The organism is Pseudoalteromonas sp. T1lg22, from assembly GCF_002964645.1.
GTDB lineage: Bacteria > Pseudomonadota > Gammaproteobacteria > Enterobacterales > Alteromonadaceae > Pseudoalteromonas.
Genome location: NZ_PQBY01000013.1, coordinates 217,128 through 241,378, shown reverse-complemented (window position 1 = coordinate 241,378; position 24,251 = coordinate 217,128). Strand labels below are relative to the sequence as shown.

22 protein-coding genes and 1 pseudogene are annotated in these 24,251 nt (G+C 47.8%); 15 read left to right on the top strand and 8 right to left on the bottom strand.

Annotated elements, in window-relative coordinates; all coding sequences use genetic code 11:
* Positions 1–5 precede the first annotated feature (5 nt).
* Together hisG and C2M24_RS08100 are read right to left on the bottom strand one after the other, a co-directional pair.
* Positions 6–905 (bottom strand): ATP phosphoribosyltransferase, encoded by a 900-nt coding sequence (gene hisG / locus C2M24_RS08105; protein WP_105201391.1) that lies wholly within the window; start codon positions 903–905, stop codon positions 6–8.
* Between the two features lie 487 nt (positions 906–1,392).
* A complete protein-coding gene (locus C2M24_RS08100) occupies positions 1,393–1,794 on the bottom strand; it encodes a hypothetical protein (RefSeq protein ID WP_105201390.1) in 402 nt (133 codons plus the stop codon).
* Between the two features lie 168 nt (positions 1,795–1,962).
* On the opposite strand from C2M24_RS08100, the gene C2M24_RS08095 reads away from it, so the two are divergent.
* The 3 genes from C2M24_RS08095 to C2M24_RS08085 all read left to right on the top strand — a co-directional run bounded on the left by C2M24_RS08095 (position 1,963) and on the right by C2M24_RS08085 (position 7,041).
* Positions 1,963–3,873 (top strand): ATP-dependent DNA helicase, encoded by a 1,911-nt coding sequence (locus C2M24_RS08095; protein ID WP_105201389.1) that lies wholly within the window; start codon positions 1,963–1,965, stop codon positions 3,871–3,873.
* 2 nt (positions 3,874–3,875) lie between these two features.
* A complete protein-coding gene (tsaB, locus tag C2M24_RS08090) occupies positions 3,876–4,562 on the top strand; it encodes a tRNA (adenosine(37)-N6)-threonylcarbamoyltransferase complex dimerization subunit type 1 TsaB (protein WP_105214062.1) in 687 nt (228 codons plus the stop codon).
* Between the two features lie 394 nt (positions 4,563–4,956).
* Positions 4,957–7,041: an EAL domain-containing protein gene (locus C2M24_RS08085; RefSeq protein WP_233999522.1), complete on the top strand. Its 2,085-nt coding sequence runs from the start codon at positions 4,957–4,959 to the stop codon at positions 7,039–7,041.
* A 94-nt stretch (positions 7,042–7,135) separates the two neighbouring features.
* On the opposite strand, the gene C2M24_RS08080 is transcribed toward C2M24_RS08085, so the two are convergent.
* On the bottom strand, positions 7,136–8,428 hold the full coding sequence (locus C2M24_RS08080) for an alkaline phosphatase (protein ID WP_105214060.1): 1,293 nt from the start codon (positions 8,426–8,428) through the stop codon (positions 7,136–7,138).
* Between the two features lie 81 nt (positions 8,429–8,509).
* Between C2M24_RS08080 and C2M24_RS08075 the strand changes: the two genes are divergently transcribed.
* The 4 genes and pseudogenes from C2M24_RS08075 (at position 8,510) to C2M24_RS08060 (ending at position 13,074) form a co-directional block, all read left to right on the top strand.
* Positions 8,510–9,376: an alpha/beta fold hydrolase gene (locus C2M24_RS08075; RefSeq protein WP_158683728.1), complete on the top strand. Its 867-nt coding sequence runs from the start codon at positions 8,510–8,512 to the stop codon at positions 9,374–9,376.
* Positions 9,377–9,589: 213 nt separating this feature from the next.
* The gene (gene fadD / locus C2M24_RS08070) at positions 9,590–11,254 is read left to right on the top strand and encodes a long-chain-fatty-acid--CoA ligase FadD (RefSeq protein WP_105201383.1); all 1,665 of its coding nucleotides are present in this window, start codon (positions 9,590–9,592) and stop codon (positions 11,252–11,254) included.
* 47 nt (positions 11,255–11,301) lie between these two features.
* Positions 11,302–12,443 (top strand): annotated as a pseudogene (rnd, locus tag C2M24_RS08065) (ribonuclease D).
* Between the two features lie 13 nt (positions 12,444–12,456).
* Positions 12,457–13,074: a DUF1294 domain-containing protein gene (locus tag C2M24_RS08060; protein WP_105214046.1), complete on the top strand. Its 618-nt coding sequence runs from the start codon at positions 12,457–12,459 to the stop codon at positions 13,072–13,074.
* Between the two features lie 65 nt (positions 13,075–13,139).
* Here the strand turns inward: C2M24_RS08060 and C2M24_RS08055 are convergent, their stop codons facing one another.
* Positions 13,140–13,619, bottom strand: a complete 480-nt coding sequence (locus C2M24_RS08055) for an acyloxyacyl hydrolase (protein WP_105201380.1) — start codon at positions 13,617–13,619, stop codon at positions 13,140–13,142.
* Positions 13,620–13,868: 249 nt separating this feature from the next.
* On the opposite strand from C2M24_RS08055, the gene C2M24_RS08050 reads away from it, so the two are divergent.
* Positions 13,869–15,044: a tetratricopeptide repeat protein gene (locus C2M24_RS08050; protein ID WP_158683727.1), complete on the top strand. Its 1,176-nt coding sequence runs from the start codon at positions 13,869–13,871 to the stop codon at positions 15,042–15,044.
* Positions 15,045–15,114: 70 nt separating this feature from the next.
* On the opposite strand, the gene minE is transcribed toward C2M24_RS08050, so the two are convergent.
* Genes minE through minC form a run of 3 tightly spaced genes read right to left on the bottom strand, consistent with a single transcriptional unit; the run spans position 15,115 to position 16,902 of the window.
* Entirely contained in the window at positions 15,115–15,375 is a 261-nt protein-coding gene (gene minE, locus C2M24_RS08045; RefSeq protein ID WP_105201378.1) for a cell division topological specificity factor MinE, read from the bottom strand.
* Between the two features lies 1 nt (position 15,376).
* Complete coding sequence (gene minD, locus C2M24_RS08040) at positions 15,377–16,186, bottom strand: septum site-determining protein MinD (protein ID WP_105201377.1); 810 nt, start codon at positions 16,184–16,186, stop codon at positions 15,377–15,379.
* Between the two features lie 5 nt (positions 16,187–16,191).
* Positions 16,192–16,902 (bottom strand): septum site-determining protein MinC, encoded by a 711-nt coding sequence (gene minC / locus C2M24_RS08035; protein ID WP_105214044.1) that lies wholly within the window; start codon positions 16,900–16,902, stop codon positions 16,192–16,194.
* A gap of 181 nt (positions 16,903–17,083) precedes the next feature.
* Here minC and C2M24_RS08030 point away from each other — a divergent pair, with 181 nt between their 5' ends.
* The 3 genes from C2M24_RS08030 (at position 17,084) to C2M24_RS08020 (ending at position 18,992) form a co-directional block, all read left to right on the top strand.
* Positions 17,084–17,365 (top strand): YcgL domain-containing protein, encoded by a 282-nt coding sequence (locus C2M24_RS08030; RefSeq protein ID WP_105214042.1) that lies wholly within the window; start codon positions 17,084–17,086, stop codon positions 17,363–17,365.
* Positions 17,366–17,456: 91 nt separating this feature from the next.
* The gene (locus tag C2M24_RS08025; RefSeq protein ID WP_233999532.1) at positions 17,457–18,446 is read left to right on the top strand and encodes a lytic murein transglycosylase; all 990 of its coding nucleotides are present in this window, start codon (positions 17,457–17,459) and stop codon (positions 18,444–18,446) included.
* 48 nt (positions 18,447–18,494) lie between these two features.
* Positions 18,495–18,992 carry a YcgN family cysteine cluster protein gene (locus C2M24_RS08020; RefSeq protein ID WP_105201374.1) on the top strand — a complete coding sequence of 166 codons (498 nt, stop codon included), beginning with the start codon at positions 18,495–18,497 and terminating at the stop codon, positions 18,990–18,992.
* Between the two features lie 75 nt (positions 18,993–19,067).
* Here C2M24_RS08020 and C2M24_RS08015 read toward each other — a convergent pair whose 3' ends face one another.
* Positions 19,068–19,517 carry a hypothetical protein gene (locus tag C2M24_RS08015; protein WP_105214040.1) on the bottom strand — a complete coding sequence of 150 codons (450 nt, stop codon included), beginning with the start codon at positions 19,515–19,517 and terminating at the stop codon, positions 19,068–19,070.
* Positions 19,518–19,751: 234 nt separating this feature from the next.
* Here C2M24_RS08015 and C2M24_RS08010 point away from each other — a divergent pair, with 234 nt between their 5' ends.
* The 4 genes from C2M24_RS08010 to C2M24_RS07995 all read left to right on the top strand — a co-directional run bounded on the left by C2M24_RS08010 (position 19,752) and on the right by C2M24_RS07995 (position 24,250).
* Positions 19,752–21,023, top strand: a complete 1,272-nt coding sequence (locus tag C2M24_RS08010) for a sugar MFS transporter (protein ID WP_105214038.1) — start codon at positions 19,752–19,754, stop codon at positions 21,021–21,023.
* A gap of 401 nt (positions 21,024–21,424) precedes the next feature.
* Positions 21,425–22,132, top strand: coding sequence for an RHS repeat-associated core domain-containing protein (locus C2M24_RS08005; RefSeq protein ID WP_105214036.1), 708 nt, complete (start codon positions 21,425–21,427; stop codon positions 22,130–22,132).
* Positions 22,132–22,656: an ankyrin repeat domain-containing protein gene (locus C2M24_RS08000; RefSeq protein ID WP_105214034.1), complete on the top strand. Its 525-nt coding sequence runs from the start codon at positions 22,132–22,134 to the stop codon at positions 22,654–22,656. Before C2M24_RS08005 ends, C2M24_RS08000 begins: the two co-directional genes overlap by 1 nt.
* A 22-nt stretch (positions 22,657–22,678) precedes the next feature.
* On the top strand, positions 22,679–24,250 hold the full coding sequence (locus C2M24_RS07995) for an RHS repeat domain-containing protein (RefSeq protein ID WP_442792511.1): 1,572 nt from the start codon (positions 22,679–22,681) through the stop codon (positions 24,248–24,250).
* The last annotated feature ends 1 nt before the right edge of the window (position 24,251 follow it).

The window sequence follows — 24,251 nt, the reverse complement described above, 5'->3', positions numbered from 1 at the left end:
GGCCGTTACTCCATCATTTTTTCTATGGGCATAACCAGGATGGAATTGGCGCCGAGGGCTTTTAGCGATTCCATGGTTTCCCAAAACAGAGTCTCGCTGCTGACCATGTGCAGGGCCACGTACTCTTCGCTGCCAGCCAAAGCCAGTAGGGTAGGTTGACCCGTGCCGGGTAACAGGGCGCACACCTCATCAAGCCTGGCTTTAGGGGCGTGCATCATGATGTATTTGCTTTCTTTGGCTTGTTTTACACCGCGAAGGCGAGGCATGAGTTTGTCGATTAGCGCCAGCTTGTCTGCATCCGCCAGGTTTTCGTTTTGGATCAAGCAGGCGTTGGACTCTAAAATGGTGTCGCCCTGCATCAGGCCATTGGCCTCCAAGGTGGCGCCGGTCGAGACCAGATCGCAAATGGCATCGGCCAGACCTGCACGTGGGGCGACTTCAACCGAGCCGGTTAACATCACCACGCTGGCATCTATGTTTTCGCGCTCCAGGTATTTGCTTAGGATCTCGGGGTAGGTGGTGGCAATGCGTTTGCCGGCAAACCAGGATTTATCCTGTTTACCAAGCTCCTGTGGCCAGGCCAGCGCCAGACGACAGTAACCAAAATCGAGCTTGGCCAGCTTTTTCACCGAACCTTTGTTGCCACCGCGGGCACGCTCGGCCTGGGCTTCTTCGAGTACGTTTTCGCCGACAATTCCCAAGTCGCAAACGCCATCCATGACTAAACCCGGAATATCGTCATCGCGCACGCGCAGTACATCTATGGGCATATTGGTGGCGTGGGCGATAAGGCGTTGTTCGCGCAGATTTAATTTGATGCCCAATTGTTTAAGCAGTTCTTGGCAGTCTTTAGACAAGCGCCCTGATTTTTGGATTGCGATACGTAAACGGTTGGTGTTGCTCATAATTCATTTCCTAAGTTAAAAAACTAAAAACCCCGAGGGATCCTCGGGGCGAAAATGAATCTGGTTTTTTAGTCGCGCCGGAGGTTCCTTTTAGGAATAACCCCCCAGCGAAATACCTGACAGGCTATTCGATGATGTGGCGATGATGATGAATAGTAGTTGTCAGTGTATAAGTCATGTTTGCGCTCGTGTTGTTGCTAAACTGAAATAAGGTGATTGAGTTCGCTTATAGATAAGCACAGAGTTTGCATTTGTTGCAACTAATTTTTTTATAGCGTTAAAGTCTAATCTATAACCTTTGGCGATATAACCTTTATTATCAAAGTGATAAGGAGTGTAATGCCAGGGTTTATTTGATCTTTTCGAGGTTAAGGATGAGCAGTTTGCTAAGGTTTTTTAATGAGAGAAAGCGACTTGATGTACAAGGGTGGGCGGGAGTAAGGCAAGGATGTTTCTCCTCGCCTTGATGTCTGGGCGTAACTAGCGCCTAGAAGTACAGGTGCTCTTTGATTTCACCGGCTACTTTGATCTCACATTTGTCGCCAGATTTTTGCTGCGAGGCCTGGATCATACCGGCTATCATACCAAACTTGCCGCCGCGCTCTTGTAATACAGAGCCAAAGTAGCAATAGCTGCTGATATCTTCACCTTGATAATCTGTGCTTAGGTTAAGCGTCGGGGTATAAGGAGCGAAGCGACCTTTCATCACCGGCTCGCCGTTAATGCTTAATTCCAGGTTATTTTTATCGACATTGTAGACGCCGCCAAAAGTCATCTCGGCGCCATTGATGGTCACCACTTTTTCTTGCGCGACACGAGGAGGAGTGCTGCCACAACCAGCTAAAGTGATTGCCGCCGCAAGGGCACAGGTGATAGTCATTTTGTTCATAGATAAATCCCTTTAGTTCAGACTGTTAGTTTATAAATTGAACCTGCGCTAGGGTACATAAAAACAGGTACAAAGCCAAGTCTTGAGACGCAAGTTGGAGTAGATTTAATTTTCGGCTATGATCGGCGCCTATTTTGTCTTTGCTGGCGCCTTTAATTTAATCCCACTATGAGCATAGAGCAGCTTTTTTCACCCACAGGCCCCTTGGCGCTGGCCTTTAAGGGCTATCGTCCCCGCCAGGCGCAAATTGATATGGCTAGAGTGTGTGACTCGGCGCTTAAAAATGCTGAGCAGGTGGTGGTTGAGGCGGAAACAGGCACAGGCAAAACCTTTGCTTATTTACTCCCGGCGCTGACCAACAAGGGCAAATACATCATTTCCACCGGCTCCAAGGCGCTGCAAGAGCAGCTTTATCACCGCGATTTACCCACGGTCTACAAGGCCCTTGGCAGTGCCAAGAAAAAAGCCCTGCTTAAGGGGCGCAGCAACTATGTGTGTCATTATCGTTTGAACCAGCATGTCGCTCATGTGCCCAGCGATGACACTGACATTATGCATCAACTGGCCATGGTGGCTAAGTTTGCCGGGGAAACCCGCAGCGGCGATATTGCCGACTGCCCGGGCATAGAAGACGATGCCAAGGTGCTGCCCTATGTTACTTCCACCGCAGATAATTGTCTGGGCAAGGAATGTCCGGACTTCGATGCCTGCTTTATTCGCAAAGCCCGCCTGCGTGCCGCCGAGGCGGATATTGTGGTCATTAACCATCACCTGTTTTTTGCCGATATGGCGGTCAAAGAAAGCGGCTTTGCCGAATTATTGCCCGGCGCCGATGGTTATATCTTCGATGAAGCCCATCAATTGGCGGATATCGCCAGCGATTATTTTGGCGAAAGTGTATCAACGAAAAAGGTGTTTGCCTTTATCACCGACGCCCGCATGCTCTATCGCACCGAATTACGGGATATGCTGCAATTGGGTAAAACCCTGGATAAGCTTGAAGCGGCAACCCTGGACTTGCGCCTGCAATTACCCCATGACGGCGGACGCGGCGACTGGCGGCAGGCTTTGAGCAACAAGTCCTTGTGTGATGCGGTGCACAGAGTCAGTAAAGATCTGCAGTTTTTAAACCAGGTGCTTAAGCTTGGTCTGGAGCGCAGTGAGCTGGTGGAGCCCTTGTTAGAGCGATTGATGAGCCTGATAGCACAATTCGAACGGGTGTTCGATGTTGCCCCCAGCGGTTATAGCTACTGGTATGAGGCCAGCCGCCGCCATGTCAGTATTCATATCACGCCTTTAAATATTGCCGCCAAGTTTAAAGCCATGCTGGCCGAGCGCGAGGCCGGTTTTGTATTTACTTCGGCAACCCTGTCGGTCAACAATAATTTGACCCATTTTAGCGATGCCCTGGGCTTGTCGCCATCGCATCAGTTGATGTTGGCCAGTCCTTTTGATTATCAGCAACAGGCGCTGTTTTGTTTGCCTCGCTATTTACCACCTGCCAATTCCCCGGAAATGCCGCGTGCCTTGGTGGGAATTTGCCAGCAGGTGATTAAGGCGGCCAAGGGCCGTTGCTTCTTGTTGTTTACCTCGTACCGGGTGATGTACATGGTTGCCGAGGTGTTATGCCAGCAAATGGAGTATCCTGTTTTTGTTCAAGGGCAGATGTCGAAGCGTTTGTTGCTGGAACGTTTTACCCGCCATGGTAATGCGGTATTAATGGGCACCGCCTCTTTTTGGGAAGGGGTGGATGTGCGCGGCAGTGCCCTTAGCTGTGTGGTGATCGATAAGCTGCCCTTTATTGCCCCGGATGATCCCCTGTTGCAGGCACGTATGCAGGAATGCGAACGTGGTGGCGGCGATCCCTTTGCGCAAATTCAATTACCACGGGCGGTGATCGCCCTAAAACAAGGGGTTGGCCGTTTGATCCGCGATAGCCAAGATCGTGGTGTTTTAGTATTATGTGACAACCGCGTTGTGACCCGAGACTATGGCCAGGTGTTTTTACAAAGCCTGCCCAATATGCGTCGTTGTCGCGACATGAATCAAGTGACCGCCTTTTTACAAACTATAGAGTAACTATGAGCCAAACCATCCTAGCCCTTGACGCCTCGACCGAAGCCTTATCGCTTGCCTTATTGCATCAGGATAAACTCTATCACTTTTTTGAAGTGTGCCCGCAGCAGCACAGTCAGCGTATTCTCGATGAAATCGACGCGCTGCTCAAACAGGCAAATTGCGATATTCAGGATGTGGATGTGATTGGTTATTGTCAGGGTCCGGGCAGTTTTACCGGGGTTCGTATCAGCGTCTCTGTTGCCCAAGGTTTGGCTTTTGCTACCAAGACTCCGGTGATAGGTGTTTCATCGCTGGCTATGATGGCGCAGCAGGCAATTAGCGAGCGTGGTGCCAGCACAGTATTGGCGGCCATAGATGCGCGCATGGGTGAGGTATATCTTGGTGCCTATGAGGAAAAAGATGGTTTAGCTCAGTTAGTTGGTGAACAACAGGTGCTAGAACCTGCTGCCGTGACCAGCCCATTTAGCGCTGCAGTGGCCGTGGGTACGGGGTGGCAAACCTATACTGATCTGGCCGGAAGTTTGAGCCAGGTTGAAGTGGATAAGGAGATCACCTTGCCCGATAGCCGCTATATGTTGCCTCTGTTGGCGAGTGAATTCGCCAAGGGCAATGTCGCCGATGCGGCGTCGGCGCAGCCAGTGTATGTACGCGACACAGTAACCTGGAAGAAGTTACCGGGTCGAGAATAATTATTGCGCTGGGGCTCTTGATCACTGTTAAAACCTGGTTTTTGTCATAAACCAACACAGATCATTTGCCGTATCAGCCAAGCTTCACCAAGTGCGCATCAGCTTCAACCCCAGGTGCGCGCATTCTTGTGCACCAATAAAGCGGGGCGCGTAACAGCGTCGCCATTGTTCCTTACCCTGAATATGTCTTCTAACAAGGCCGTGCAGAAGTACAAGCCCTGGACCCTCTGTGCATGTAAGTTCAAAACATCAGCTTTTCACCGATGGCAACGGTTATCACTTAAGCATATTTACATTTCGCGAATTGTGATAATACATTGTTAATATGTGGACAATATCACCATAAAGGGTTACTTTAAGAACAAATAAAAAATAATAATAAGTTAGTACTATTGTGCACCAACGCGTATTTGCCGTGTTTACCCGTGGAGCAGCCAAACTAGCCGCCAATACGGTCATTCTATCCTTGCGAGAGGGGTATATTGCCCTGATCCCATTTTTTGTGATGGCAGCTTTGGTAACCCTGGTTACGCACTGGTTGAATTATGAAGACCTGGGCGCTCGCTATGCATTTTTGAGCACGTTTAATGTCTTGGTCTGGACCTTGTTTCCCCTGACCACCTTGCTTTCCTTTAGTTATTACCTGGCCAAAAACCTCAAGCTAAACAGCATAGCCGTGCCTATTTTGGTGCTTACCTGTTTTACCCTGGCCACAGGTTATATTTATGTGCTCGATGATGGCAGCATAGGGATTAACAATCGTGCCGGTGTGTTCTACACCATAGTAATGCCCATTTTTTGTTGCTATACCATGCGTGCCATTTTGCGTGCGCGCTGGTTGCGTATTATGCCCGTTGGCAATATCAGCTTGTTTTTGGTCAAGCACCTGAATTTAATGTTTCCCTATATTCTGGTGGTGCTTGCCACCTTTATGCTGTTCCCCATGGTTGATTCCATGCTTGGCTCGGCACTGAGTCAGCTCAACGAGCTGCAGAGTCAGTGGAGCGGCAATGAAAAGCTCACCATGCAGCTGTTGAGCGCTCATGTGCTATGGTTATTTGGCATTCATGGCGACCATGCCTATCAGATTATGGCAGCGCCGCAGATGAGCGACTATATGTTGAGCTTTGCTATGGACGGGCAAAGTTATCTCAATGCCTTTGTCTTGCTCGGTGGCTCCGGTTGTATCTGGGGTTTGCTGATTGCCTGCCTAATGCAGGGGCGGGGTACTCATGAAGCCAGTATTGCTAGGCTCGGCTCGCCGCTGGCGCTGTTTAACCTTAGCGAGATCCTGGTTTACGCCTTGCCTTTAGTGTTAAACCCCTATTTTGTTGTGCCCTTTATCCTGGTGCCCTTGGTTAATGCCCTGCTGAGTAACCTAATGATCGGCCAGGGCTGGTTGCCTCTGGTTGCCGGGGCGGATATTCCCTGGTTTACACCTGTGTTTATGAGTGGCTATTTGGCTACCGGCAGCATAACTGGGGTACTTTGGCAGGCGCTGCTGATTGCGTTAAGCACGTTAATCTATCTGCCCTTTGTAAAAGCCAATAGAGAGCACAATGTCAGTGGTCGACAACTGGATATGTTGGTTAAAAGGGTAAGTGCCGGGCGTCAACTGGAGCGCCAGGCGGAGACTCATTTTGCTAAACGAGACAGCGAAAAATTTGCCGAGCAAAAGCGCCTGACCGAGGTCATAGAAACCCTGAAAGAGGGTGCCTTATGCCTGTATTATCAGCCCAAAATCTGTAAGCGAAGCAAGCGCGTCCTTGGCTTTGAGGCGCTGCTGCGCCATAAACAAAGCGATGGCACCATTATCAGCCCCTGGTTTATCGAGGTGCTGGATCGTTTTCAAATGATGGATGTGGTCGACAGCTTTGTGATTGACCAATTGGAGCTGGATCTGCAGCAATTTCATCGCTACCAGTTGGCGCCTAAAATCAGCTTTAATATTTCTCCGCGCAACCTGATCTATCGTCGCTACAAGCGGGTGATCCGCGCTTTCAGCAAGTTTCCCGAACAAGTGGAAGTGGAGATATTGGAGTCTTCCTATGTAGATGATTTTAGCCGCACCCAGGAGATAGTGGCGAAATTGCGTAGCGAGGGGATCCGCTGCGCAGTGGATGATTTTGGCACCGGCTACTCCTGTTTGAGTTTGCTCAGTAAACTCAATGTCGACACCATTAAGTTCGATCGTAGCCTGTTACCCACTGATGAGAATGATCCGGCCATTATTCTTTATCAAAGCCTGACGCAATTGTGTCATAAGCTGGGTTTTGAGGTAGTGGCCGAGGGCATAGAGACAGACTTCCATGCCAATTTTATTACCCCTTTACCGGTCAAGCAGTTACAGGGCTATTACTTTGATCGCCCACTGACGTTGGAGCAGGCAATACTTAAGTTTGCCGAGCAGGGTTCAGCGACTCCTGTGCCAATCAAACAGGATTTACCTGCCACCGAAAGTAAAAAAGCCGCTCTATGAGCGGCTTTTGAGTCTTCAGTTTTCAGTAGGGTTGTTAAACTATGTTAACAAGCAAGTTCAACAGTAACCCAATATTACATAGATATCAACATTGTTATTGTTTGTTAATAAATGATATTAACTTTGTGGCGATATCAACATTATTTTGTGAGCCGTTAAATTGCTCGCGACCCACACCATGAGCAAACACCTGCACATCTACGCCGGTATGGTCTGAGGTTGTCCAACCGGTGAAGCTGGCCTCGTTGATCAGTTTTTTCACCGTCAACACCAGTGCCTCTTCATCCACTTGTTTAGCGTGAGTGAGTAACACCTCATGATCTTTGGTGTAGGCCATGCCTGTGTCGGCCTGCCATTGCTCCTGCATATTGTCGCTGGTCATGAGGCGCTCGGCGATCACCTCGGCGGTGGCTTGTACGCCCTTAATCACATCCGCCTGCCATTTACGCTGACCCTTAGCTCCTATGGTTAAACCACCGGTGGAGTGATCGGCAGTAACCACTAATAAGGTATCTGGGTTTTTAGCTATAAAGTCCTTGGCGACCTTGATGGCTTCGGCGAAGTCGTGCATTTCCGCCATGGTACAGGCGATATCATTGGCATGGCCGCACCAGTCGATTTGACTGCCTTCGATCATCATAAAAAATGGCTGCTCGTTTTGCTCTAACAAAGACAGGGCCTTATGAGCCATCTTAGATAAACGTAGCGGGTCACTATCAAGGGCAAAGGGCAGACCTTTGGCGGCATACAGACCCAGGGCCGGTACCTGTTCGATTTGCTCTAGTTGGGCAAAGCTGTCGCTGTACTGATAACCGGCGGCGATAAACTCATTGACTAAGTTTCTGTCTTCACGGATAAAGTACTGGGTGCCGCCGCCGAGCATAAGATCTACCGGTAGTTTGCCGTTGATTTTATTATCGATATAGTCGTTGGCTATGGCGTCATAATTGTATCTGGCTTCATTATGAGCGGTGAAACTGGCGGGCGTCGCGTGGTTTATTTGCGATGTCACCACCAAAGCCGTGGTCATGCCTTTTTCCTTGGCGATTTCGAGCATGGTTTTTAATTTTTGCTTTTGGGCGTCTACGGAAACCGCACCGTTATACGTCTTGGTTGCCGTGGCCAAGGCGGTGGCCGCGGCGGCAGAGTCGGTCACCACAGTGTCATCATCCGGGTAGGTGTGTGCCATACCTGTGAGCATAGAATCAAAGACGGTGGCCTCAACAGCGGCTGTGCTTGGGTCGTCCTGATAGTAGCGGTAAGCTGTGGTGTAGGCAGGTCCCATGCCATCGCCAATCATGTATATTATATTTTTCGGTGTTGGCGCATCGGCGCTGGCAAAAAAGCTGGCGAAGGAAAGGGCAGCCAAAGAAAATGTTGGTTTCATGTCAAAGTCCTATTGTCAGTTGCCGCCATTCTATACCCTAGATTATGAAAATAAACCGCCTTGCGGTGAAATGGAGCTGTTTTGCATACATTTTCAATAAATACCCGCGCTCTGACCCTGTGCGGCCTGAGCAATAGCCAACAGGCCATGGGCTTGCATCAGGACGATGTAGTGATCGCCTGTCATGGCTGGCAGGATAACAGCGGCAGTTTTGTACCCTTGATGCGGGCGTTATCTTTGAACCTGCCATTTTATGCCTTTGACTGGGCCGGGCATGGTTTATCCCAGTGGCGCCACCCTCAGGCACACTATTACTTTATTGATTATGTGGATGATTTACATCAGGTAATAAGTCAGTGTCAGGCACGAAGGGTGCATCTTGTCGGCCATTCTTTAGGTGCCATGGTGGCTTCTTTATATGCGGCCTGCTTTGGAGAGCACATCAGTAGCTTGACCCTGATTGAAGGTATCGGCCTGGTGTATGCCGAGCCCGAAGAGGCCAAGGCTCTGCTAATACGCGCCTTAGCACAACGGGCTCGGGGCGAAAAGATACGTGAATACCCAAGTGCCGCTGACTTAATAGCCCGACGCCTGGCAATAAGCGATTTTGATGAGTCGGTAGGCAATGAGTTGATGGCCCGTAATATGGAGCCAGGCCCCAAAGGGGGAGTGCGGCTGCGCACCGACCCGCGTATTAAGCATTATTCCGCTTTTCGCTACAGTGAGGCTCAGGCCCATGCTCTGCTCGATATTATAGAGGTACCGACTCTGCTTATTAAAGGCACCGCAGGCTATTCTATGGTGCACCAAAATGAGCATAAATTTGCTCATCATTACAGTCAGTTAAGTGCTAAAGTAGTAGCTGGCGGCCACCATTGTCATATGCAGAGCGCCTCTGAGTGCGCGCAGCTTATTGGTGCACACTTGCGTCAAAATGGCGCAAGATAATTGTAACTTTGCCGTAATTATGGGAATATCGCAAAAATTAGAGCTTTTGCTCAATTGTTAAAAATTACAACTTAGATTAAGGTTAGTAGTGCGATAAGTCACTCCATAAGAGGGAGGCTAGACGCACAATCAGTTTGGCGTCGTGCCTGATCACGCCGAGACTCATGACTTCTAAGATAAACCATTATAAGAACAAATTAATAGGAGCCTAGTGTGGAGAAAATCTGGCTTAAGCGTTATCCAAAGGGTTGTCCAGAAACCATAGACCCCGCTCATTACGACTCTTTACTGACACTATTTGAAAAAAGTTTTAATGATTTTGCCCACCTACCCGCATTTAAAAACATGGGTGTGGCGCTGAGCTATCAGCAGCTTGATGAAGCGACCAAGAAGGTTGCCTCATACATTAATAACGACCTAGGTCTTAAACCCGGCTCTAAAGTCGCGGTGATGATGCCCAACCTGCTGCAAACACCTGTGAGTATTCTTGGCGTATTACGCGCCGGCTGTGTAGTGGTCAACGTTAACCCGCTTTATACTGCGCGCGAGCTTGAGCATCAGTTGAATGACTCAGAGGCGGACGCCATTTTCATTCTTGCCAACTTTGCCCATACCCTGGAAAAAGCCATTGCGCATACTCAGGTTAAGCATGTGATCGTCACCGAAGTGGGTGATATGGTCGGCGGTCTGAAAAAGCATCTGATTAACTTTGTGGTCAAATATATCAAGAAGATGGTGCCGGCTTATCAGCTTAAAAACACCATTGCTTTCACCGAGGTGATGAAAAAGGGCAATGCGGCTACTTATCAACGCCCGCATGTGACCTTGGATGATCTGGCTTTTTTGCAATACACGGGTGGTACAACCGGTGTGTCAAAAGGGGCGATGCTGACCCATGGCAACATGGTGGGCAACCTGGAGCAGGTATCCGGCTGTTTGGATAATATTTTAGAGCGCGGTAAAGAAATCGTGGTTACCGCCTTGCCGCTGTATCACATCTTTGCGCTAACGGCGAACTGCCTGACCTTTATGAAGTACGGTGGTATGAACCTGTTGATCACCAACCCGCGTGATATGAAGGGCTTTGTAAAGGAGCTGAAAAGCAACAAGTTTACCGTGGTGACCGGGGTAAATACCCTGTTCAATGGTCTGCTTAACACAGATGGTTTTGCCGATATCGATTTCTCAAGCCTAAAAATGTCCTTAGGTGGCGGCATGGCGGTGCAACGCCCGGTGGCAGAGCGCTGGCAGAAAGTGACAGGCACCCGCCTGGTGGAAGGTTATGGGTTAACCGAATGTTCGCCTTTAGTGACCGTCAGTCCTTACGACCTTGAAGCCTACAATGGCTCAATTGGCCTGCCTGCTCCTAGCACCGACATCAAGTTGATGTTGGATAATGGCGAAGAAGCGCCTAAGGGCGAGCCCGGTGAACTCTGGGTGAAAGGCCCGCAGGTAATGAAGGGCTATTATAATCGTCCCGATGCCACCGCCGAGTGTTTAAAGGATGGTTGGTTTGCCACCGGTGATATCGCTACTTACGATGACGAAGGCTTCTTCTATATCGTTGACCGTAAAAAAGATATGATCCTGGTTTCCGGTTTTAACGTCTTCCCGAATGAAATTGAAGAAGTGATCGCCGATCACGAAGGCGTGCTGGAAGTGGCTGCAGTGGGCGTGCCCCACGAGGTCAGCGGTGAACAAGTTAAAGTATTTGTCGTTAAAAAAGATCCGTCTTTAACGGAAAAAGATATAATAAAGCATTGTCGTGATAACCTGACTAATTATAAGGTACCCAAGTTGGTTGAATTCCGTGATGAATTGCCAAAGACCAACGTCGGGAAAATACTGCGACGCGCATTAAAAGACGAACAAAAATAGCGATGAACAAACCGGCAAATAGCCGGTTTGTTTTTTAAGGAGTACAGGTGGAATATCAGTTAATTACTGAGCAAGGGGCGTTGGACACTTTTGTCGGCGCAATCAGCAAGGCTAAGGTGCTCGCCGTAGACACCGAGTTTATGCGCAGGCGTACACTGTACCCAGAAATAGCACTTTTACAGGTGTTTGACGGTCAGCATCTGGCGTTGATCGACCCACTGGCGGAGCTAGACCTCAGTGCCTTGTGGGCATTATTACAAAAGCCCGAGGTGTTAAAGGTCTTGCACTCGCCTTCGGAAGATATCGAAGTATTCCAAAACTTTGCCGGCTTTGTGCCCACCCCCTTATTCGATACCCAATTTGCCCTGCAGCTTTTAGGCTCAGGCAACTGCATGGGTTTTGCCGCCATGGTCAATGCGCGCCTGGGGATTGAAATTGACAAAAGCGAGTCGCGCACCAACTGGCTGCAAAGGCCGTTGCGCGAAAGCCAACTGACTTATGCCGCCGCCGATGTTGCCCACTTGCTGCCTTGTTTCGAGCAAATAGTTGAAGAGATCAATGCCAAGGGCTGGTTCGATATTGTTATAGCCGAGTCACAATTAATTTCTCAAAAGCGCGCCTTTTCTACCCCTGATGATCTTTTGTACCGCGACGTGAAGGGTGCCTGGCAATTATCGCCAAGGGATTTGGCGGCACTGCGTGAGCTGGCCATGTGGCGACGAGAAAAAGCCCAGCGTAAGAACCTGGCGCTGAATTTTATCGTCAAAGAAGCAAACATGGTGGAAATTGCCAAACGTCGTCCCAGCTCTTTAACAGCATGCGCAATATTCCAGGCGTGGATGCCATGGAAGTGAATCGCTCGGGCCGGGAAATGCTGGCCTGTATTGAGCGCGCCAAGGAACTTAGCGACGAGCAACTGCCGCCGCGGGTGATGCGTTTGATGGACTATCGCGGCTATAAGCCGGCGGCCAAGGAGATTAAGCAAAAGATCACCGCGGTGAGTAAAGCCACTCAGATTCCCGCCGATGTCTTTGCCAGTAAAAAGCAAATCAACCAGCTTATTAGCTGGAATTGGAAGCTGACGGACGATGAGCGTCAAATTTTAATGGCGCCGGATATCTTGCAGCCTTGGCGTAGTGAATACTTAAGTGAAGCATTGGAAAAATGGATACCTGGAGCACAAAAGTAGGGAAACAGAGCAGATGAAGTATCAGGGAAAGATTGAACAATGGAATGACGATAAAGGCTTTGGTTTTGTGCAGCCTAATGGTGGCGGCGAGCGCTTATTTGTACATATCAAGGCCTTTAAAAAACGTAATCGACGACCGCAAAATGGCGATTTAATCGTCTACCAAGGCGCCCGTGATAAGCAAGGACGGGGCCAGGCGGTGGATATCAGTTTTGCTTCGGATCATAAACGTCAGGCAACAAAGCAGCCTGGACAAGCGAGGACAATTGGCACCATTACAGTAACGATAGGCTGTTTGTTTATTGCTGTTGCAATCGTGCTGGGCAGGTTACCCCTGTGGTTTATCCCGCTTTACCTGGTTCTGAGCCTAGTTGCCTTTATCGCTTATGGTCGTGATAAAGCCAAGGCCAAGAACAATCAATGGCGCACACCGGAAAGTACCTTGCATCTATTTGCCTTACTTGGCGGTTGGCCCGGTGCTTTTATGGCACAAAACAAATTCAGGCATAAGTCTAAAAAAGGCTCGTTTTTGTTTGGCTATTGGTTTTGTGTGCTGGTGAATCTTGCCGCCGTGGCTTGGTTATGCGGCAGTGAGGGGCAGATCTGGCTAAGCAAGCTTAACGCTCTGTAGATTTATGTTTTTCATCGGCAATAGGTGCATTTTTTGTCGGGATAAAATCCCGACCTACAAGCTATTTAGAAGTGATATGAGTAGCTCATTACTATGCTTTCTGAGCCCGGGTTAGTCTCACCAAATCCAGCATTGGAAATATGGCCTACTTCTGCGCGAACTCTGTGCTCTTGGGTGATTTTATACTTGGTGAATAAATAACTATAAAACTCCAGGTCATAGCCGAGCGAGTCCAGATTATGGGCGTACCCCACATGGCTGGCAACGCCCCAACTCCAATCATCATTGATTTTAAAGGCCTTAGCGGCGCCTATACCGTAATACTTTTGATCATGCTCGGCCAAGATAACCAGTACTCGGGGCTGCAGATCCCATAAACCCTGCAAGGGCCTGTGTTCATAATCTGCATGTACAGCAAATATGTCGAATTGATCAAAAACTGCCCAACTGGCAACGCCTATGCTCACCGAGGAGGTATCATCATCGGCAAACGCTGGTAAGGTAACTAAAGCGAGTAAAGCAACACTAGGGATAGTTCGTTTCATCAAAGCGGTATACGTAAATTTATTAGGTTTTAGCCAAATGTCCTTTTTCCATGCGTTTACTATCGGCTAATACCGCACTAGCCAGATTGGTCCTTTAATTTAGTGTTGTCGCTATTGGGCAACTTGTCCAGCGTTGAAAGACAAGATGGGCCTCATCGGTTTAAAGCTCTGTGTTGATTAATTACTCGACTAGGTGAATTCTAGTCTGTATGTTTAAACGTCAAAAATAATAAAGAGCAGGGGTATCAGATGATTAGATTATTGTTAGTAAGCATTTTGCTGTTTGTGGCAGCTAAAAGCTGGGCCTTGGATGTCACCACATTGACGCCAATAGAAAAGCTCACTGTCGCCTATGCGGGTTTTAAAGAGCCGATGCAGTTTAATGTTACCTTGCCGGCCAGTTATGCAAGTGAGCCGGATAAGCGCTACCTGGTGTTGTTTGACCCGCATCCTCGTAGCCAGCCTCATCTCAGTGGCATACAGGATTGGCTGAGCCATAATGGGCAGTGGCCCTGGCTGGAAACCATAGTGGTAACTCCTGCGACCTACCACAAGGAATATGCCGCTTTATTTGAAAAAACAGCTGAGGACCCGGATGATCATGAGTTACTGACGTTTTTCGAATCTCACTTATTGGCTCAGGTAGACAAAAACTATCGTACTCATGACTTTAGGATTTTTAGTGGCTTTATGGGCAATGGTGCATTTGGCCTCTATGTGTTGCTTAATCGCCCGCAGTTGTTCGACGCGTATATTATTGCGACACCCTCTTTAGCGGATGACTTTTTGGCGGTAAGCTCAAGCGCGAAAACCCAGCTGCCTAAGCTTAAAGATAAAATGCGCTTTGTGTATTTGGCCATAGGCGAGCATACCTATGAACAGGCGCACATTGATAGTACTAAGGCATTTGCTCAAGCGCTTACTGACTATGCGCCGAGCGAGCTCCAATGGCATGCCAATCTAGACGATAAACGCCATTATATGAGCCGCCCGATTGTGACTCTTGTCGAAGCTATAGAGCTGTTATTTGCCGATTACCATACTCCGCTGGCGCCAGACTCGGTCATTTCACAGCAGGGCGTTGACGCCATTATTGCCCATTATCAAGACTTGTCTAAACGCAAATATGGCTTTGATGTCTCGGCGCAAAGCTCGTTGAAAGCATTGGCCAAATCTAAGCTTGAGAATGACGCGCCCGAAGCGCTGGCCATTTATCATAAGGTGATAGCCTTGTATCCGGATTCTGCCTATGCTTACGCGGACTTGGCTGCAGCCCATGAAAGGCTTGGGCAAATTAACAAGGCCATAGCACTGCAAACAACGGCGGTCGAGAAATCCAAGAACATGGTGCTGTGGCATCAGAATAATTTGCAAAAGCGCCTTGCGGCATATAAGTCGCAATTAGCGGCCGAGGACGCGGAATAAGCCAAAGCCGCCACAGTCGGGCAATAAAAAAGGAAGCACTTTGGCTTCCTTTTTTTGCACCCGAAAACGATTATCTGTCTTCGTCGGGTAGGGTCACGTTTAGCTCTAATACGGCTAAATCGTCTTCATTTTGCTCCAGCTGTACCTGTACGGCATCGGCATCTATGGCCACGTACTTGCGGATCACATCAAGAATATCTTGTTTTAGTAGTGGCAAGTAATCCGGTGTACCGCGCTGCGAACGTTCATGGGCGACTATGATCTGTAGTCGCTCCTTCGCCATCGAGGCGCTGGTTTTCTTTTGCGAACGAAAATAATCGAGTAAAGACACATTATCCTCCAAAAATCCGTTTGAACAGGCCGCGTTTTTCTACATCCAAAAAGCGGAACTCAACTTGTTCGCCAAGCAAGCGGTTAATGGCATCAAGATAAGCTTGGCCGGCATCAGACTCGTTATCCAGTACCACAGGCTGACCCTGGTTTGATGCATTCAGTACCGCCTGTGACTCGGGAATAACACCGAGCAGGTCGATAGCAAGAATGTCGTTAACGTCTTCTACCGACAGCATTTCACCGCGCTGCACACGCTCTGGATTGTAGCGGGTCAGTAGCAGGTGCTCTTTAACCGGCTCCAGGCCTTCTTCGGCGCGGCGTGACTTGCTTTGCAAGATACCAAGGATGCGGTCTGAGTCACGTACCGAAGAAACTTCCGGGTTGGTGGTAACTATGGCTTCATCGGCGAAGTAAAGGGCCATCATGGCACCGGCTTCGATACCCGCTGGCGAATCACACACGATAAAATCGAAATCGTTCTTTAAGTCGTTTAGGACCTTTTCAACGCCTTCTTTGGTTAGTGCATCTTTATCGCGGGTCTGCGACGCCGGTAATATATACAGCTTATCGACACGCTTGTCCTTGATCAGTGCCTGGTTAAGATTGGCTTCGCCATTGATAACGTTGACAAAGTCATAAACCACTCGACGCTCACAGCCCATGATCAGATCCAGGTTACGCAGGCCGATATCGAAATCGATAATCGCGGTTTTAAAGCCCTTAAGGGCTAGGCCAGTACCAATTGCAGCGCTAGAGGTTGTTTTGCCTACGCCGCCTTTACCAGAAGTAACGACAATAATTTTTGCCATGAGTTTTATCCTTTAACCAAAGCTGATATATGAAGTGAGTCTTGGCGTTGGCGAATGCAGGCGGCTTGCCCCCATAGTTCACCTTGCAGTGAATCACTGATCCAATAACTGCCATTGACGGAAACCAGTTCGGCCTCGAGCTTTTGACAGAATATTGTGGCGTTTTTATCACCCTGCGCGCCGGCTATGGCACGACCACGCAAGGTGCCGTAAATATGAATATGACCATCGGCGATGACTTCGGCGCCGTGGCTTACCGCACCAAGGACGATAAGATCCCGGCCCTTGGCATAGACCTGTTGCCCGGAGCGTACCGTGCCTTCAACCACCATGGTGGGCTCCGGCGCTGCTGGCGCTGTAACTGCGGGCGCAACCGAGGCTTTGGCTGGCGCTTTGGCCGCTTGGTTGTCTTTGGCGTAATTAAGTACCGAAAAGCCAACGGCTTTTGCCTGCTGATGTTGCTCATCTGTACCGCTGCACACGCCTACGGGATTAAAGGCTAAACGTAGTAACAGGGCGTGCAGTTGAGAAAAGTCGAGTTCGGCGCCATCAAGCGCTTCAAGATTAACAACAATAGGGGCACCGGCGAAGAATTTTGGTGCTTGGGAAATTTTGGCATCAAGCTGCTCGCTCAATGCAACCAAATCAGCTGTTAACAGACGTAACACCGATAGCGTGAAGAGGTTCCCTTTTAATTCGAATAATTGTTCCGACATAAGCGCTCATACTTGTGTGGCCTGTTATTAATTATCACCAAGAAAAGTCGGTACAAACTTGCTATGAGGCTGACTTTGGTTAGGTCTTGGTGTTGAGCATTGGCCACTAAACTTACCACATGATTTAGCTCTCATGGTATAGTGTCAAGGTGTGTTTCGCAACAACTTAAAGGCCCTAACCATGCTGTGCGCAGTATATAAGAGTAAGAAAAAACCAGATACCTACCTTTATTTGCCAAAACGAGATGATTTTTCTGCTGTTCCACAGCCGCTTATGGACATGTTCGGCAAGCCGCAATTTGTGATTTTGCTGAATCTGGCCACAAAAACACAGCTAGCCTTGGCGGATATTGCTAAGGTTAAGGATGAATTAAGTGAGAAGGGGTTTTATTTACAGCTACCCCCGCCAACCGAAAACATGTTGGACGAACTAAGAAAACAAAATGGAGTAGAGAGTGATTAAAAAAATCAGCAAGTATTTAGCCAGCGCCTTCAAACCCGCAACCTTGTCCGGCTTAAGCCTGGCGGTGGCGGCGACGCTATCCTATCCCACTCTGGCAAACTCGCAGATAAAAAGTGTCCAAGAGCAACAAGCTGCCTTCGATGCTTATGTTTCTAAGTTAAAAGGTGAAGCCCTGGAGAAGGGTTACAGCCAGGAGCTGCTTGATACCGCCTTTGCCACCATCAAGTTTAAGCCCAAGGTGATCAGCGCCGATAAAAACCAGCCCGAGGTGAAGGAAACCTTAGAGACTTACTTACCTAAGCGTGTACCTCAGTGGAAAATCGACCGAGCCCGCGAGCTCTATAAAAAGCACCAGGATACCTTGGAAAAGATAGCCGCAGAATACGGTGTACAAGCGCGCTTTATCGTTGCCTTATGGGGTCTTGAGAGTAACTTCGGTCGCATTCAGGGTGGCCATCCGGTGATTTCCAGCCTGGTTACTCTGGCCTTTGATGGCCGTCGTGAAGCCCTGTATAAGAGCCAGTTATGGGCGGCACTCGATATCCTTAAAGAAGGGCATATCGACCTGGAACACTTTAAGGGCTCCTGGGCCGGTGCCATGGGGCAAACCCAGTTTATGCCAACCTCCTTTAATGCCTACGCGGTGGATTATAACGCAGATGGCCGCAAGGATATCTGGACTACCGAAGAAGATGCCTTTGCCTCTATTGCCAATTACTTGAAGAGCGTTGGCTGGAATGACGAGCTGACCTGGGGTCGCCAAGTAAAGTTGCCAGCGAATTTCGATACCCAAGCCGTGTTGCAGCGTGGTACCCGCACTCATAAACAATGGCTGCAGCACTGGTCCGACTCGGAGCGCTCTTTAAGTCAGTGGCAAGAGTTAGGTCTAAGACGCATGGATGGTAAGGATTTACCACAGCGTGATATCAACGCTGCTCTGGTTATGCCCGACGACATCAAGGGTCGCATGTATCTGGCCTATGACAATTACAAGGCACTGATGAACTGGAACCGTTCATATTATTTCGCCACCAGCGTCGGTTATTTATCGGATCGTATCGGCTATCCGGCCATTAACTAAGGCTGTCGACTTTGTTATACTACGCCCCGATTAATTGGGGCGTTTTTTATGGTAGATGATAAATTTTGGCAGACTAAAACCCTGGCGCAAATGAGCGACAAGGAATGGGAAGCCATTTGTGATGGTTGTGGCAAGTGTTGTCTGAACACCTTTATCGACAGTGAGGATGAAGATGACTTTAGCCCCACGGATCAATTGCGTCCCGGCGAAGAGCTGATCTTCACTAATATCGTTTGCCAGTATCTGGATAATAAAACCTGTAGCTGTACGCAGTACGAGCAGCGTCAAACCTTAGTGCCTTCATGCGTTAAGCTGACCAAGGACAATATTGCCGACATCTTCTTTATGCCTAAAAGCTGTAGCTACCGTCGCCTACAAGAGGGACGGGGGCTTGCCAGTTGGCACCCGCTGTTAAACAAGGGCAAAAAGTCAAAAATGCATGCGGCGGGGATAAGCGTGCGCAATAAAACGGTTAAAGACTCGGATGTGCCTTTGGAAGAATTTGAAGATCATATCGCCGATTGGCCCACCTATGATTGCGATTAAGGCACAGAGTTCAAAGCCTTTTGCTAAAGAAAAGCGGCCTGCTGGAGCAGGCCTTCACTTCCGAGACATGCTAACCTACTTCATAATGACTTCACGCATGCGATATTGACCGGTCAGCGATCTGATTTTGGGGTATTCTTTGGAAATTTTGCGAGAGTTCTCTTGGTTTTCCTCGCCCCATTTCTTCATAAAAGCCTGATACTTTTCCTTGTTTGGTTCAAGGTCGGCGGCATTTTCAAACCACACCACCAACACTAAATTGAAATCGCCACTGATGGGTAAATCACTGGCATAAATTTTCCAATCTTTAATGTATCCAAGCTCTTTTTGCATTTTTACTGCTTTGACCCAGGTGTCACGCAGCCCTTCTAAGTAAAGATCGCCCATATTGGGATCCACTTTGACTGTGGTGACCTCAAGAATCGATGTGCCTAGGTCGTAATCTTTATAGACTTCGAGCTCAGCCTGCACATTGCTGGCGGCAAAGGTAAGCATGGCGCTTAATAATAAGGCATATCTGTTCATCTTATGTCTCCTGTTGCGTTTTTTGCATCGGTGCAAAGAAACGCTTTCAAGTATAGGTGGCATAGCTGTAATTGCGTGTTTTTTAGCCTGTAGCAAATTTGCGCTCGGTTAGGCTTTAGGTTTATACAGGATGCAAGTCCTGTATTTTTAAAATGGAACGTTCCAGTTATTTTTTTGTGACCTTGTTAAATTGCTGTGTAGAATCAAAATCAACAAGTAGACGGAGAATGATTCGTGAGTGAGATAAACAACAATCAGGCTTACGTTGCAACGGCAGAAAAAAACAGTAATTACACCTTGCCGCTTGCAGCCATGACCACCCTGTTTTTCCTATGGGGTTTTATTACGGTTTTAAATGACCTTCTTATTCCGCGCCTAAAAGCTGTGTTCGATCTCAGCTATACGGAAGCCATGCTGATCCAGTTTTGCTTCTTTGGTGCCTATTTTATTATGTCTTTGCCTGCCGGCTATCTGGTAAAGCGTTTTGGCTATAAAAATGGCGTGGTCAGTGGTTTGTTAATAGCCTCAACCGGCTGCTTGCTGTTTTACCCTGCGGTGGCGGTGCATGAGTACTGGTTGTTCTTAGGCGCCTTATTTGTGTTGGCCTCGGGTGTGACCATTTTGCAGGTTTCTGCGAATCCTTATGTTGCCGCCTTAGGTCCGGCGAAAACCGCACCCAGTCGTTTAAACCTGGCACAAGCATTGAACTCGCTTGGTACTACGGTCGGCCCTATCGTTGGTAAGTTTTTACTCTTTGGTGGCAGTGCCGCACTGGCTGCTGAAGCCGCCACCGCCGACAGTGTTAAGGTGCCTTACCTTATGCTGGCCGCTGCATTGTTAACTATTGCTGTGGTCTTTGCGGTGCTTAAGTTACCTAGTATCGAATCACACAGCGAAGAGCATGACTGCAAAGCCAAGGAGCATTCATTGACCGAGGCGCCACACCTGGTATTCGGTGTACTGGCCATTTTTTGTTATGTCGGTGGTGAGGTAGCCATTGGCAGCTTCCTGGTGAACTATTTTGGTGAAGCCCATATTGCCGGATTGGAAGAGCATGATGCGGCGCACCTGTTAGCCTATTACTGGGGCGGTGCCATGGTCGGGCGCTTTATCGGCTCGGCGGTATTGCAAAAAGTGGCCGCCAATAAGGCGCTGCTATTTAACGCCTGCGCCACCATTTTGTTATTGGTGATCAGTATTAACAGCAGCGGCAAATTGGCCATGTGGTCTGTTCTGGCCATTGGTTTGTTTAACTCAATTATGTTCCCGACCATCTTTACCCTGGCTATCGACTCACTGAGCTCCTTGACCAGCCGTGGCTCGGGTTGGTTGTGTCTGGCCATAGTCGGCGGTGCTTTGGTGCCCCTACTGCAAGGTTATATGGCCGATACCATAGGCCTGCAAACCAGCTTCTACGTGCCTTTGGTCTGTTATGTGTTTATCGCCTGGTACGCCATGAGCCTGCCGAAACTACTCGGTCAGTGGCGCAAGAGAATCGACAGTTAACTTTTTAGCTCCTTGCGGCGCACTATAGTGAATGCCGCTGCGATATCAAAGGCCGACAAGATTAGCCGCTTGTCGGCTTTTTTGTGCCTGGTTGTGAATACGTATTCATAGTGTGGTGGCGCAATAATAAATAGGAACGTTCCGATTTTACCTAATCAGATTAGAACAATGCATTGGCGTCTAGCGAAATGGTTAGTTATTGCATTACTGTATGCATATGAACTGCGGGGTATGCGATTACAATCTCAACTGGTTAATGTTGATGGTTCAGTTTGTTCAGTCGGGCAAGACCTTTGTTTAAAAGTATTAAATGAAGTTTGACACCGCACAAACCACAAACCTCAACTAAATTTAAGCAATCAAACGGAAGTACCATAACACACCAACTGGGCTCACCGTTAATGGTGGTCGATACGGCGACAGGGAATATAGCTCAGCAATTGACATACGATGCTTTTGGGCGCGTGCTCAGCGATAGTAATCCAGGCTTCCAACCTTTTGGATTCGCTGGCGGCTTATATGATAAGGAAACTGGTTTAGTTCGCTTTGGAGCAAGAGATTACGATGCTTATGCAGGCAGGTGGATCAGTAAAGATCCTCTGCAGTTTAACGGGAGAGGTAATAACTTGTATGAGTATGTAAACGGAAATCCAGTTGAGTTTGTTGATTACGATGGATTGATGAAAATCAGAGCCCACAGATCAAGAGCTGGTGGCAATGGCGTACACTATAGATATAATTTTAGTTTTTCTCCGATAGCAAACCCAAATACCTATGCTGCAAAAACAGTAGCAGTGGCAAATAGACTAGCTAATTTTGTGAATTTTATTCAACCTAGCGCGGCAGGTCCAAATATATCCAGCATTAGTGGGTATCTACAATGTGGGGCATTGGATCATAAGTTGAAAAATGAATTTGCAAATATGACAGGAGCTGGGACTAATGATTTAGTAACTAAAGAAGAGGCATTAGAATACCTCAACTTAATGCAATTAAAGTACCCAGTTGAATACGACTCATTTTACCCTGCTCCTGAAGCTTTCTTACAAGAGGCCGTAGAAAGAGGTAGTGACAATTGGTTTAACCTAATTAACAGTGGAGATTACTAATGCAGCACAGAGTGAAAGTTTCGCAAGTGGTTGGCAGCTTTTTGGTATTGGTGTTGTTAATTTCAAACCTTTACCTTCATATGACAGTATTTGTTCTGATAGATGATATAAATGAATTGCATCTGCAAATCCAAAACCTAAAAAAAAATAACGAGGAATGGATGTTTGAAGCAATTGTAGATGGGGATAAAGAAAAATTTAACATATTGTTGCCTAAGGTTGATATTAATTATTCCAACGAGCAGGGAGTAACATTTTTACATTCAGCCGTAGCTAATGACAACATTATGATGGTAAAGCGCTTACTTGAGAATGGTGCAAATGTGAATATAGCCAATATTAGTGGGGTTACCACATTTCATTTAGCTGTTTATAATAAAAATGAGGAAATGTTAAAAACTATTACGGCTCCTAAGAATCAGCCGAATATCAATCAGGTAGACAACACGGGCAGAACCCCCTTGGAAGTAGCAAAGGCGAAAGGTTATTTGGAACTTATAGAGATACTCAAAACAGTAAAGTGAATTAAAACTTACCGGCCCATACCTGTCAGATGTTACTTACTCTGGTGAGGTAAATGGCAGTGTAAACGTGGACTACAATACGCACTTTGAGATAAGTCAGTTATGTGTCAATGACACTCACTGCACTAATTACCTGTATGATGGAGATGGATTGCCTACAACCGTTGGTATTCAAACTATGGAGTATCGTGTCGACAATACGCTCCTCGATAACACGACGATTGGTAACCTTAATACAAGCTATCAATATAACAACTACGGTGAGCAAACGTTCGAGTCTGTAGATTTAAATGAAAGTAACCTATTTAACGTGACATATACACGCGATGACCTAGGGCGAATCGAATCTAAAGTTGTAAACACCCCTAGCTATTCACATAAATATGGGTACACATACACTCCGTTTGGCCACCTAGAGACAGAAACGGTCAACGGCATCACCACCACCTACATATATGATGATAATGGAAATCGACTCACACGCTCTGTGGGTAGTGACGTTGAGCAGGGCGTAGTGGATGAGCAAGACAGGTTAATGAGTTACGGTGATTGCACCTATACTTATTCTTTAAATGGCGAACTCGCAACGAAAACGTGTGCGCAAATACAAACCGTTTACTCTTATGATGTCATGGGCAACTTGCTTGAGGTAGAAATAACAGATACGTCAACCCAAGAGTCTAACATCATCAGATATGGTGTAGATGCTCAGGACAGGAGAATCGCTAAATATGTGGACGGAGTGAAAGCTTATGGGTTGCTATATTCAGACCAGTTGTCGCCAATTGCGATGCTAGACGGCGACAATAATGTCACCGCGACATTCATTTACGGAACAAGAGTGAATGTGCCTGATTACATGGTCAAAGACGGCATTTCATACAAGTTCATTACTGACCAACTAGGCTCACCTTTAATGGTGGTCGATACGGCGACAGGGAATATTGCTCAGCAATTGACATACGATGCTTTTGGGCGGGTGCTCAGTGATAGTAATCCAGGCTTCCAGCCTTTTGGGTTCGCTGGCGGTTTATATGATAAGGAAACTGGTTTAGTTCGCTTTGGTGCAAGAGATTATGATGCTTATGCAGGTCGTTGGACGAATAAAGATCCGATTCGGTTTGCTAGTGGTGACTTAAACATATATGGGTACGCGAATAGCGATCCAGTAAACCTGGTTGATATTAATGGAATGGAAGCTTGCAGTTGTAGCAAAGTAATAGGGGCACCTTCGAGACAACATTTGCAGGGGCATTCTTACATGAAAGTGATTCAACCCCCTATGTCCGCAGAACAGGCTCGAATAAGAGTCAAGGCAGATAGAAATACTGCACAGAATGTTACCTATGTTTCTTTAGGGTTAAGTGCTGCCGCCGTTGCAACAAAGAATCAAACTTTGGCCTATGCCTCTTTGGCCACAGGGGGGGGGGCAGCCGCGCTCCTCGGTCTTACTCCTGATCATAAACAAGGAGATTATATGAACAATGAACTTTTTATTGATTGGAGTACAGGTGGGACGCATCACCATACATGGGGTGTACTAGAAGGTGATGAGTTTGATTCTGGCTGGCAAAATAGCTGCTCAGAAAACTAAG

Bases quoted from the DNA above. Each gene is read 5' to 3' on its own strand.
- C2M24_RS08030 (WP_105214042.1), top strand. From the start codon at position 17,084: ATGCTGTGCGCAGTATATAAGAGTAAGAAAAAACCAGATACCTACCTT.
- C2M24_RS08060 (WP_105214046.1), top strand. From the start codon at position 12,457: ATGAAGTATCAGGGAAAGATTGAACAATGGAATGACGATAAAGGCTTT.
- tsaB (WP_105214062.1), top strand. From the start codon at position 3,876: ATGAGCCAAACCATCCTAGCCCTTGACGCCTCGACCGAAGCCTTATCG.
- C2M24_RS08055 (WP_105201380.1), bottom strand. From the start codon at position 13,619: ATGAAACGAACTATCCCTAGTGTTGCTTTACTCGCTTTAGTTACCTTA.
- minD (WP_105201377.1), bottom strand. From the start codon at position 16,186: ATGGCAAAAATTATTGTCGTTACTTCTGGTAAAGGCGGCGTAGGCAAA.
- C2M24_RS08020 (WP_105201374.1), top strand. From the start codon at position 18,495: ATGGTAGATGATAAATTTTGGCAGACTAAAACCCTGGCGCAAATGAGC.
- C2M24_RS08005 (WP_105214036.1), top strand. From the start codon at position 21,425: ATGGTGGTCGATACGGCGACAGGGAATATAGCTCAGCAATTGACATAC.
- C2M24_RS08100 (WP_105201390.1), bottom strand. From the start codon at position 1,794: ATGAACAAAATGACTATCACCTGTGCCCTTGCGGCGGCAATCACTTTA.
- hisG (WP_105201391.1), bottom strand. From the start codon at position 905: ATGAGCAACACCAACCGTTTACGTATCGCAATCCAAAAATCAGGGCGC.
- minC (WP_105214044.1), bottom strand. From the start codon at position 16,902: ATGTCGGAACAATTATTCGAATTAAAAGGGAACCTCTTCACGCTATCG.
- C2M24_RS08080 (WP_105214060.1), bottom strand. From the start codon at position 8,428: ATGAAACCAACATTTTCTTTGGCTGCCCTTTCCTTCGCCAGCTTTTTT.
- C2M24_RS08015 (WP_105214040.1), bottom strand. From the start codon at position 19,517: ATGAACAGATATGCCTTATTATTAAGCGCCATGCTTACCTTTGCCGCC.
- C2M24_RS08000 (WP_105214034.1), top strand. From the start codon at position 22,132: ATGCAGCACAGAGTGAAAGTTTCGCAAGTGGTTGGCAGCTTTTTGGTA.
- C2M24_RS08050 (WP_158683727.1), top strand. From the start codon at position 13,869: ATGATTAGATTATTGTTAGTAAGCATTTTGCTGTTTGTGGCAGCTAAA.
- C2M24_RS08095 (WP_105201389.1), top strand. From the start codon at position 1,963: ATGAGCATAGAGCAGCTTTTTTCACCCACAGGCCCCTTGGCGCTGGCC.